General features: G+C 67.1%; 9 protein-coding genes. 4 read left to right on the top strand and 5 right to left on the bottom strand.

What is annotated here, in order from left to right:
- Window positions 1-14 precede the first annotated feature (14 nt).
- Genes ASC98_RS16750 through ASC98_RS16760 form a run of 3 tightly spaced genes read right to left on the bottom strand, consistent with a single transcriptional unit; the run spans window position 15 to window position 3,017 of the window.
- Entirely contained in the window at window positions 15-458 is a 444-nt protein-coding gene (locus tag ASC98_RS16750) for a DUF2147 domain-containing protein (protein ID WP_056817340.1), read from the bottom strand.
- A gap of 52 nt (window positions 459-510) precedes the next feature.
- Window positions 511-2,301, bottom strand: a complete 1,791-nt coding sequence (locus ASC98_RS16755; RefSeq protein ID WP_056817337.1) for an acyl-CoA dehydrogenase C-terminal domain-containing protein — start codon at window positions 2,299-2,301, stop codon at window positions 511-513.
- Window positions 2,302-2,336: 35 nt separating this feature from the next.
- Window positions 2,337-3,017: a TetR/AcrR family transcriptional regulator gene (locus ASC98_RS16760; protein WP_056817334.1), complete on the bottom strand. Its 681-nt coding sequence runs from the start codon at window positions 3,015-3,017 to the stop codon at window positions 2,337-2,339.
- Window positions 3,018-3,323: 306 nt separating this feature from the next.
- On the opposite strand from ASC98_RS16760, the gene ASC98_RS16765 reads away from it, so the two are divergent.
- Both ASC98_RS16765 and ASC98_RS16770 read left to right on the top strand, forming a co-directional pair.
- On the top strand, window positions 3,324-3,881 hold the full coding sequence (locus ASC98_RS16765) for an HNH endonuclease (protein WP_056817330.1): 558 nt from the start codon (window positions 3,324-3,326) through the stop codon (window positions 3,879-3,881).
- An 82-nt stretch (window positions 3,882-3,963) separates the two neighbouring features.
- On the top strand, window positions 3,964-4,464 hold the full coding sequence (locus tag ASC98_RS16770) for a hypothetical protein (RefSeq protein ID WP_056817327.1): 501 nt from the start codon (window positions 3,964-3,966) through the stop codon (window positions 4,462-4,464).
- Between the two features lie 30 nt (window positions 4,465-4,494).
- Here the strand turns inward: ASC98_RS16770 and pgi are convergent, their stop codons facing one another.
- Together pgi and tal are read right to left on the bottom strand one after the other, a co-directional pair.
- Window positions 4,495-6,093, bottom strand: a complete 1,599-nt coding sequence (pgi, locus tag ASC98_RS16775) for a glucose-6-phosphate isomerase (RefSeq protein WP_056817325.1) — start codon at window positions 6,091-6,093, stop codon at window positions 4,495-4,497.
- On the bottom strand, window positions 6,090-7,040 hold the full coding sequence (gene tal / locus ASC98_RS16780; protein WP_056817323.1) for a transaldolase: 951 nt from the start codon (window positions 7,038-7,040) through the stop codon (window positions 6,090-6,092). The genes pgi and tal overlap by 4 nt, the downstream gene beginning before the upstream one ends.
- Window positions 7,041-7,294: 254 nt before the next feature.
- Here tal and zwf point away from each other — a divergent pair, with 254 nt between their 5' ends.
- Window positions 7,295-8,740 (top strand): glucose-6-phosphate dehydrogenase, encoded by a 1,446-nt coding sequence (zwf, locus tag ASC98_RS16785; RefSeq protein ID WP_056817322.1) that lies wholly within the window; start codon window positions 7,295-7,297, stop codon window positions 8,738-8,740.
- A 24-nt stretch (window positions 8,741-8,764) separates the two neighbouring features.
- Window positions 8,765-9,634, top strand: coding sequence for a MurR/RpiR family transcriptional regulator (locus ASC98_RS16790; RefSeq protein ID WP_056817318.1), 870 nt, complete (start codon window positions 8,765-8,767; stop codon window positions 9,632-9,634).
- Window positions 9,635-9,832 lie beyond the last annotated feature (198 nt).

Here is a 9,832-nt window from a genome sequence, read left to right on the forward strand (position 1 = left end):
TCCTTTGATGGTGTTTACTCGACGCGGACCCAGGTCTGCGTGCGGCCGAACAGCGGCGCGCCGACATAGCCTCGAACTTCCAGTTTCCTGCCGCCCTCGACCGGCTTCAGGCGCAGCTTGTAGGTCTTGCCGTTGGCCGGGTCGAGGATCGTGCCCCCGTCCCACAGGCCGTCGGTGTCGGCGCTCTTCTTCGCGCCGCGAATGATCGGCAGGCCGACCAGCGGCTGGCCCTTGCGGTCGTCGCTGCATTCGTCGCAGACGGCGTCCTGCTTCGCGTCGGGGTCCAGCAGCTTCTCGAGCTTGCCGCTGAGCACGCCGTCGGTGTCGACGATGCGCACCAGCGAGCGCTCTTTCTTCGTGCTGTCGTCGATCGTCTTCCACAGGCCCGCAGGCGTGCTCTGCGCGTAAGCGCCCGACAGGGTCAGCGTGGCGGCCAGGGCCAACAGCAGTTGCTTCATCGCGTTGTCTCTCCTGATTGTTTTTTGATTCGATCGATGGAGGCCGGGCCGCTCAGAACAGCGCCTCGTCCATCTCCATCAGCGGCTTCAGGCCGGAGCGCGCGGTGCGGATCAACGACGCGGTCTCGGGCAACAGCTTCGCGTAGTAGAAGCGCGCGGTCGCGAGCTTGGCCTTGTAGAACGGGTCGCCGCCGTCGAGCTTGGCCAGCGCCACCTTGGCCATGCGGGCCCAGAAGTACGCGAACACCAGGTGGCCCGCGACGCGCAGGTAGTCGACCGCCGCGGCACCCACTTCGTCGGCGTTGCCGAAGGCCTTCATGCCGAGTTCGGTGGTCAGCTTGGTGACCTTGTCGCCCAGCTCGGCGAGCGGGTTCACGAACTCCTGCATCGCCTCGTTGGTGCCTTCTTCCTCGACGAACTCCTGCACCAGCTTGCCGAACTTCTTCAGCTTGGCGCCGCTGTCCGACAGGATCTTGCGACCCAGCAGGTCCAGCGACTGGATCGTGTTGGTGCCTTCGTAGATCATGTTGATGCGGGCATCGCGCACGTACTGCTCCATGCCCCATTCCTTGATGTAGCCGTGGCCGCCGAACACCTGCATGCAGTGCGAGGTCGCAATCCAGCCGTTGTCGGTGATGAAGGCCTTGATGATCGGCGTGATCAGCGCGACCAGGTCGCCGCAGTCCTTGCGCACGTCCTCGTCGTCGGACGACAGCTCCTTGTCGAGCTGCAGCGTGGTCCACATCGCGAGCGCGCGGCCGCCCTCGGCGTAGGCGCGCGCGGTCAGCAGCATCTTGCGGACGTCGGGGTGCACGATGATCGTGTCGGCCGGCTTGTCCGGGTTCTTCGGGCCGGACAGCGCGCGCATCTGGATGCGCTCCTTCGCGTACGCCACCGCGTTCTGGTAGGCGACTTCGGTCAGGCCCAGCGACTGCATGCCGACACCGAGGCGGGCCGCATTCATCATCACGAACATGGCCGCCAGGCCCTTGTTGGGCTGGCCGACCAGCGTGCCGACGGCGCCTTCGAGCACCATCTGCGCGGTCGCGTTGCCGTGGATGCCCATCTTGTGCTCCAGGCCGCCGCACCAGATGCCGTTGCGCGAGCCGATCGAGCCGTCGGCATTGACGTTGAACTTCGGCACCGCGAACAGCGAGATGCCCTTCGAGCCGGCCGGCGCCTCCGGGAGGCGCGCCAGCACCAGGTGGATGATGTTCTCGGCCAGGTCGTGCTCGCCGGCCGAGATGAAGATCTTGTTGCCGGTCAGCTTGTAGCTGCCATCGGCTTGCGGCTCTGCCTTGGTGCGCAGCAGGCCGAGGTCGGTGCCGCAGTGCGGCTCGGTCAGGCACATCGTGCCGGTCCACACGCCGCTGGTCAGCTTCGGCAGGTACAGCGCCTTCTGCGCGTCGGTGCCGTGCGCATGCAGCGCCTCGTAGGCGCCGTGCGACAGGCCGGGGTACATGGTCCAGGCCTGGTTGGCCGAATTCAGCATCTCGTAGAAACACTGGTTCACGACGTGCGGCAGGCCCTGGCCGCCGAAGGCCGGGTCGCAGCTCAGCGCCGGCCAGCCGCCTTCGACGTACTGCGCGTAGGCTTCCTTGAAGCCCTTCGGCGCGGTGACCTCGTGCGTGGTCTTGTCGAGCCTGCAGCCTTCTTCATCGCCGCTCTGGTTCAGCGGGAACACCACCTGCGATGCGAACTTGCCGCCCTCTTCGAGCACGGCGTTGATCGTGTCGAGGTCGATGTCGGCATGCGCCGGCAAGGCCTTCAGCTCGTCGACCACGTTCAGCACTTCGCTCATCAGGAACTGCATGTCACGCAACGGAGGGGTGTACTGAGCCATCGAAAAACTCCTGGGAAAGAATGGGAAAGTGAGGGTCAGCGGCGCGCGGCGCGCACCGGCTTGTCGGGGGTGGCGGCCGCATCGACCGCGTAGTAGCTGACGACCCGCTCGAACGCATGGCGGGCGCGGTCGAGCGCGCCGGGGATGCGCAGGAAGCGCGCGTCGTGGTGCAGCGCGAGGATCAGGCCGTGGATCTCGAACAGCATCTGCAGCGGGTCGGTGTCGGGTCGCAGCTGGCCCTCGTCGACCGCAATGCGGATCGCCTTCTCGAGCGCGGTGTGCCAGGCCTGCACCATGGTCGCGAGCGCATCGCGCACGGGACCCGGCCGGTCGTCGAACTCGACCGCGCCGCTGATGTAGATGCAGCCCGAATCCAGCTCGATCGACACCCGCTTGACCCAGCGCTCGAACAGCGCGCGCAAGCGGGGCAAACCCCTGGCCTCGCGCACAGCAGGGAAAAACACTTCTTCCTCGAACTTGGCGTGATACTCGCGGATCACGGAGATCTGCAGTTCCTCACGGGAGCCGAAGTGCGCGAAGACGCCGGACTTGCTCATCTGCGTGACCTCGGCCAGCGCCCCGATCGACAGGCCTTCCAGCCCCATCGATGACGCCAGGCCGAGCGCGGCTTCGAGAATCGTCGCCCGCGTCTGCTGGCCCTTCTGCAGGGTCTTCGAGACATCGCGGGATGCGCGGCCGGTGACGGTCGCTGCCATGTTCACGGGTGTATCGGTTGTGTCGCTCACGGTGCATCCACAAAATCGAACGGTCGTTCTATTTTGCAGGTTCCGCGCAGATCACGCGCTGCTATTTCGAGCAAGCCGTCTGTTTTTATAGGGTTTAGTGCCTAGAAAGCGACGACGACGACGGCCGCCCAGGGTTAACCCGAGCCATGGGTTATCGCCGCTTCCGGTGATCCGCGTGTGACAGCGTGTCCTTGTGGCGCCGATGCACTGCAGTATTCGCGCCACGGTTGAGCGAAATGCAGTGAATGGATTACGCTCCGAGGAAGGAGATCATCCGTGGAAGTGCTCCAGCTCGATGTGTCCGGCCGGCCTCAGTCGTGGATTTCAGCGAAGGAGGCCGCCGTCATCTACGCCAGCGACGGCGTCGCGTGGACGCTGGGCGATGCGTTCTACGTGCTGCGCGGTGGCATGCAGCGCCGCACCGGGCTGCAATCGCGCATCGAGGTGCACCCGATCATCGCGGTGCGCGGCGCGGTTCCGAGCCGGGCCTGGCGCCAGACGCCGGCGCTCTCCAATCCCAAGCTCTTCGCGCGCGACCGGCAGGTGTGCGCCTATTGCGCTGGGCGCTTCCACATGGACGACCTGACCCGCGAGCACATCATCCCGACCTCGCGCGGCGGCGTCGACAGCTGGATGAACTGCATCACTGCCTGCCGCGCCTGCAACGGGCACAAGGGCAACCGGATGCCGGAAGAAGCGCACATGTCGCTGATGTACCTGCCCTACGTGCCGAGCCTGCACGAGGACATGATCCTGCGCGGCCGGCGCATACTGGCCGACCAGATGGAGTTCCTGCTCGCGAGCGTTCCGCGACATAGTCGACTGCGAGCCTGACTTCCGCTTTCTTTACATCGCCGCCGCGGAACTCGCCGCCCGGCCGACTCGTCCATGCAGATGAGTAACGAGGAGTGACCCCATGAACAAGCTTTTGATCGCCGTGGCCGTGGCCGCCACCTTGAGTGCCTGCGCCACCAGCAGCCCCGATGTCGTCTCGCGCAATGAAGCGCAGCGGCTGTCGCAGATCCAGGATGCCACCGTGCTGTCGGTGCGGCCGGTCGTGATCGACGGCTCGCAATCCGGTGCCGGCGCGGTGACCGGCGGCGTGGTCGGCGGCATCGCCGGTGCATCGGTCGGCGGGCATCGCGAGGCGGTCGCCGTTGGCGTGCTGGCCGCGGTGGCCGGCGCGGTGGTCGGCAACGCGATCGAGCGTGCCGGCACCCGCGAAGAGGCGCTCGAGATCCTGGTGCAACTGCGCAACGGCGAACGCCGCTCGATCGTGCAGGCCAAGGGCAACGAGACGCTGACCCCGGGCGAACCGGTGATCCTGGTGTCGACGAACGGCAAGACGCGCGTGATGCGCGCCCCGGCCGTCACGCAGCCTGCACCGGTGCCGGCCGCCCCGTCGACCCAGGGCTGAGGCGCTCGAAGCTGAAGCGCCTGCGCCGGGTCAGCTGCGCAGGCGGGTCAGCAGCCCGGCGGTCGAGCCGTCGAGCCCCGCGGTGTCGCCGGACGCGAGCCGCGGCAGCAATTCGTTGCACAGCGCCTTGCCGAGCTCGACCCCCCACTGGTCGAAGCTGTTGATGCGCCACAGCAGGCCGCTGACGAACACCCGGTGCTCGAACAGCGCGATGAGCGACCCGAGGCTGCGCGGTGTCAGCTCGTCGAGCAGCAGCGTCGTGCTGGGCCGGTTGCCAGGAAACGTGCGGTGCTTCGCGAGCGTCAGCGGATCGAGCGTGGCCGATGCCGTCGGCGCCTTCTCCTTCATCGCCTGTTCGGTGGTCTTGCCGACCATCAGCGCCTGCGCCTGTGCGAGCCCGTTGGCCAGCAGCTTGGTGTGCAGGTCGCTCAGCGAATGCGTCGGCCGCTTGACGAGCAGGAACTCGACCGGGATCACGTCGGTGCCCTGGTGCAGCATCTGGAAGTAGGCGTGCTGCCCGTTGGTGCCGGGCTCGCCCCAGACGACCGGGCTGGTGCCGAACGGCAGCGCTTCGCCGTCGATGTCGACACGCTTGCCGTTGCTTTCCATCTCCAGTTGCTGCAGGTAGGCCGGCAGCCGCTTCAGGCCCTGGTGGTACGGCGCCATGCTGCGGCTGGTGAAGCGGTGGAAGTTGCGGTACCAGACGTCGATCAGGCCTTGCAGCACCGGCAGGTTCTTTTCGAGCGGCGCCTGCGCGAAATGCTGGTCCATCGCATGCGCGCCGGCCAGCAGGCCGCGGAAGTTGTCGGCGCCGATGGCCAGCGCGATCGGCAGCCCGATCGCCGACCACAGCGAGTAGCGCCCGCCGACCCAGTCCCAGAAGCCGAAGGTGGTGGTGATGCCGAACTCGGCCGCCGCGCGCACGTTGGTGGTGGTCGCGACGAAGTGCTTGTGGATCTCTTCGCCGCCCTGCGCGAGGAACCAGGCCTTCGCGGCGTGCGCATTGGCCATCGTCTCCTGCGTCGTGAAGGTCTTGCTCGCGACGATGAAGAGCGTTTCCTGCGGTTTCAGCCGGCGCAGCACCGGCGCGATGTCGTGGCCGTCGACGTTCGAGACGAAGTGGAACGTGATCCCCGGATGGACGAAGGTGTCCAGCGCCGGCACCACCATCTGCGGGCCGAGGTCGGAACCGCCGATGCCGATGTTGACGACATGGCGGATGCCGCTGGCCGCGGTGTCGCGCACCGTCTCGGCGTAGGCGAGCATTGCGTCGAGCACCGCATGCACCTCGCGGCCGAACGGCGACGCGCCTTCGGGCGCGCGCAGCGCCACGTGCTGCACCGCCCGCCCTTCGGTGACGTTGACCGGGTCGCCGCGCAGCATCGCATCGCGCTGCGACTCGATCCCGCATTCGCGCGCCAGGTCGACGAGGAACTTCAGCGTCGCGGTGTCGACGCGGTTCTTCGACAGGTCGGCGAAGATCTCCGGCGCCTCGACGCTCAGCGACGCGAAGCGGTTCGCGTCGCGCGCGAACGCCTCGCGGATGTCGAAGTCGCGGCCGTGCGCCTCGAAATGGCCCGACAGCGCGGCCCAGGCCGACGTGCGATCGCAGCGCGGGAAGCTGCTCATTTCAGCCCTTCGATCAGCTTGTCGAGCTTGCCGGCGTCGACCGCGAAGGCGCGGATGCCTTCGGCCAGTTTCTCGGTGGCCATCGCGTCTTCGTTCAGCGCGAAGCGGAAGCTCGGCTCGTTGAAGGTGGCCGCATGCAGCGTCGCGGCCTTGGCCTTCGCCGGGTCGAGCTGGCGCGTGATCGGTTCTTCGCTCGCCTGCATCTGCGCGAGCAGTTCGGGGCTGATCGTCAGCAGGTCGCAGCCGGCCAGCGCGGTGATCTGGCCGACGTTGCGGAAGCTCGCGCCCATCACCTCGGTGGCGATGCCGAACTTCTTGAAGTAGTTGTAGATGTGGGCCACCGACTTGACGCCGGGGTCGTTGGCGCCGGCGTTCGCGGCTTCGTCCCACTGGCTGCCGGCCGACTTCTTGTACCAGTCGTAGATGCGGCCGACGAAGGGCGAGATCAGCTTGACGCCCGCATCGCCGCAGGCCACCGCCTGGCAGAACGAGAACAGCAGCGTCAGGTTGCAGTTGATGCCGTCGCGCTGCAGGATGCGCGCCGCCTGGATGCCTTCCCAGGTGGACGCCAGCTTGATCAGCACCCGCTCGCGGCCGATGCCCGCGGCTTCGTACAACTCGATGATGCGGCGCGCCCGCGCGACGCTGCAGGCGGTGTCGAAGCTCAGCCGTGCGTCGACCTCGGTCGAGACGCGACCCGGCACCACTTTCAGGATCTCCTGGCCGAAGCGCACCAGCACCTGGTCGACGATGCCTTCGAGCGGCAGGCTCTTGTGCTGGGCCACCGTCTCCTTCAGCAGCGGCGCGTAGTCGGCGTGCTGCACCGCTTTCAGGATCAGCGACGGGTTGGTGGTCGCGTCTTTCGGCGCGAACTGCGCCAGTTGCTTGAAGTTGCCCGTGTCGGCGACAACGGCGGTGTACTGCTTGAGCTGGTCGATTTGATTCATGGCAAGACGCTGTTGAGCACAGGAACGAAATTAGAACCCGGCCGACGTGACACATGCGCACGCGACCCTCGGTTTGTTGTCGGAACGTAACTCGAAGTTCCGCACACCGCATGATGCACCTTCGATGCCCGCCTCGCGCAGCCTGGGTTTCGTTGACGCTGCCGGGAAACTTGGGCATGATCCGACGTGAAACTAAATTACATTCGCCGGCGGCTTTGGCGGCCGGCATCTCACTGAGTCCACTGAGGCAAGGCATGTCTTTCGATCTCGTTTTCTTCGGCGGCACCGGCGACCTGACGTGGCGCAAGCTGATGCCCGCGCTGTTCCAGGCCTTCCGCCACGGCAAGCTGCCGGCCGGTGGCCGCATCCTGGCGGTGGCCCGCGACGAGCAGAGCGACGACAAGTACCGCGCGTGGCTGAAGGACCGCTTCCAGGAGGTCGAAGGGGCCAAGCGCCCGACCGACGAGGAGTTCGCCCGCTTCGCCGACATGCTGCACTACCGCCGCATGGACCTGTCGCAGCCGGAGCACTATGCCAAGCTGAAGACCTGGCTGGAAGAGCGCAATGCCGACACTGCGGTGCTGTACCTCGCGACCAGCCCGCACCTCTTTCCGCAGATCTGCGAGCAGCTCGGCGTGGCCGGCCTGAACACGCCGCGCATCCGCGTCGTGCTCGAGAAGCCGCTGGGCCACGACCTGAAGAGCGCGCAGGAGATCAACCGCGTCGTGCGCTCGGTGTTCAGCGAGACGCAGGCCTTCCGCATCGACCACTACCTCGGCAAGCCGTCGGTGCAGAACCTGATGGCGCTGCGCTTCGGCAATGCGCTGTTCGAGCCGCTGTGGCGCCGCGAGAGCATCGCCAACATCCAGATCACGCTGGCCGAGGCGATCGGCGTCGGCACGCGCGGCGATTTCTACGACCGCACCGGCGCGCTGCGCGACATGGTGCAGAACCACGCGCTGCAGCTGCTGACGATGATCGCGATGGAGCCGCCGTCGCGCAACGATGCCGACGCGATCCGCGACGAGAAGCTGAAGGTGCTGCGCTCGCTGAAGCCGTTCACCGAAGAGAGCGTCGGCCGCGACGTGGTGCGCGGCCAGTACCGCGCCGGCACCGCCGGTGGGCAGCCGGTGGTGGGCTACTCGCAGGAGGTCAAGGTGCCGGCGGGCAGCCAGTGCGAGACCTTCGTCGCGCTGCGCACCGAGGTGCAGAACTGGCGCTGGGCCGGCGTGCCCTTCTACCTGCGCACCGGCAAGCGGCTGGCCGCGCGCGACGCGCAGATCGTCGTCAATTTCCGCCCGACGCCGCACAGCATCTTCCCGGGCCACAACCAGCCGAACAAGCTGGTGATCAACCTGCAGCCGGAAGACGGTCTCGAGCTGCACCTGCTGGCCGCCAAGGGTACCGGGCAGCAGGAGCAGCTGGCGCCGGTGTCTCTGGACCTGGACTTCGACAAGGCCTTTGCCGAGAACCGCGTGGGCGCCTACGAGCGCCTGCTGCTCGACGCGATCGCCGGCCGGCTGAACCTGTTCGTGCGCAGCGACGAGCAGGAGCAGGCCTGGCGCTGGGTCGAGCCGATCCTCGATGCCTGGAGCAAGGACACCACCGGCCCGCGCCCGTACGCGGCGGGCACCTGGGGTCCGGCGGCCGCGAGCGCGCTGGTCGCGCGCGACGGTTTCGCCTGGTCCGAAGAACAGTAAGCCCCTTTGTCATCGCCCTCGACCATGCTGGACCGCATCCGCGCCTCGATCCCGGCGCTTCCTCCTGCGGAACAGCGCGTCGCGAAGCTGGTGCTGGCCGATGCCCGCAGCTTCGCGAGCCTGCCGGTCAGTGAGCTGGCCGACCGGGCGCATGTCAGCAAGCCGACGGTGGTGCGCTTCTGCCGCAGCGTCGGCTACGACGGGCTGGCCGACTTCAAGCGCAAGCTGGCCGGCAGCGTCAACGAAGGCGTGCCCTTCGTGCACCGCGCGGTCGACGAGGACGACAAGCCGGGCGACATCGTCGTGAAGGTGGTCGACAACGCGGTCAGTGCGCTGCTGAAGTACCGGAACGACGCGGCCAGCCTGGCGTTCGATCGCGCGATCACGGTGTTGACCGAAGCCGGCCGTGCCGGGCGGCGCATCGAGTTCTACGGCGTCGGCAATTCGGGCATCGTCGCGCAGGACGCGCAGCACAAGTTCTTCCGGCTGGGCGTCAATGCGCTGGCCATCAGCGACGGCCATGTGCAGGTGATGAGTGCGACGATGCTGCAGCCGGGCGACTGCGTCGTGATCATCTCGAATTCCGGCCGCAGCCGCGACCTGATCGACGTGGCCGACATCGCGCGCAAGAAGGGCGCGACGACGATCGTGATCACCGCGAGCGGTTCGCCGCTGGCGCAGATTGGTCAGTCGGGCAGCAACCAGATCCTGCTGGCGGCCGATCATCCGGAAGACTACGACCGCTACAGCCCGATGGTGTCGCGGCTGCTGCACCTGATCGTGATCGACATCCTGACCACCGGCGTCGCGTTGCGCCTGGGCAGCGAGCTGCGGCCGATGCTGCAGGAGATCAAGCGGAACCTGCGGGCGAAGCGGTACGCACAGGCTGAGTAGTTTCTGGCGTCCGGTGCGCGTGCGGCAAAGGCGCGGGTGGGGAGGCTGTGGCGCGCCGTCGGGGGCGGTCCTCGGCCCCTTGGGGGCCGAAGACTGCCCTCCGCTGACTGGCTTCATGGCCCGTCGCCGAAACTCCCTCCACTCACTTCGTTCGTTGTGGTCAAACAGTCGGCGACAGTCAGTCCACGAAGCGTGCTG

This window comes from Rhizobacter sp. Root1238 (genome assembly GCF_001425825.1).
GTDB lineage: Bacteria > Pseudomonadota > Gammaproteobacteria > Burkholderiales > Burkholderiaceae_C > Rhizobacter.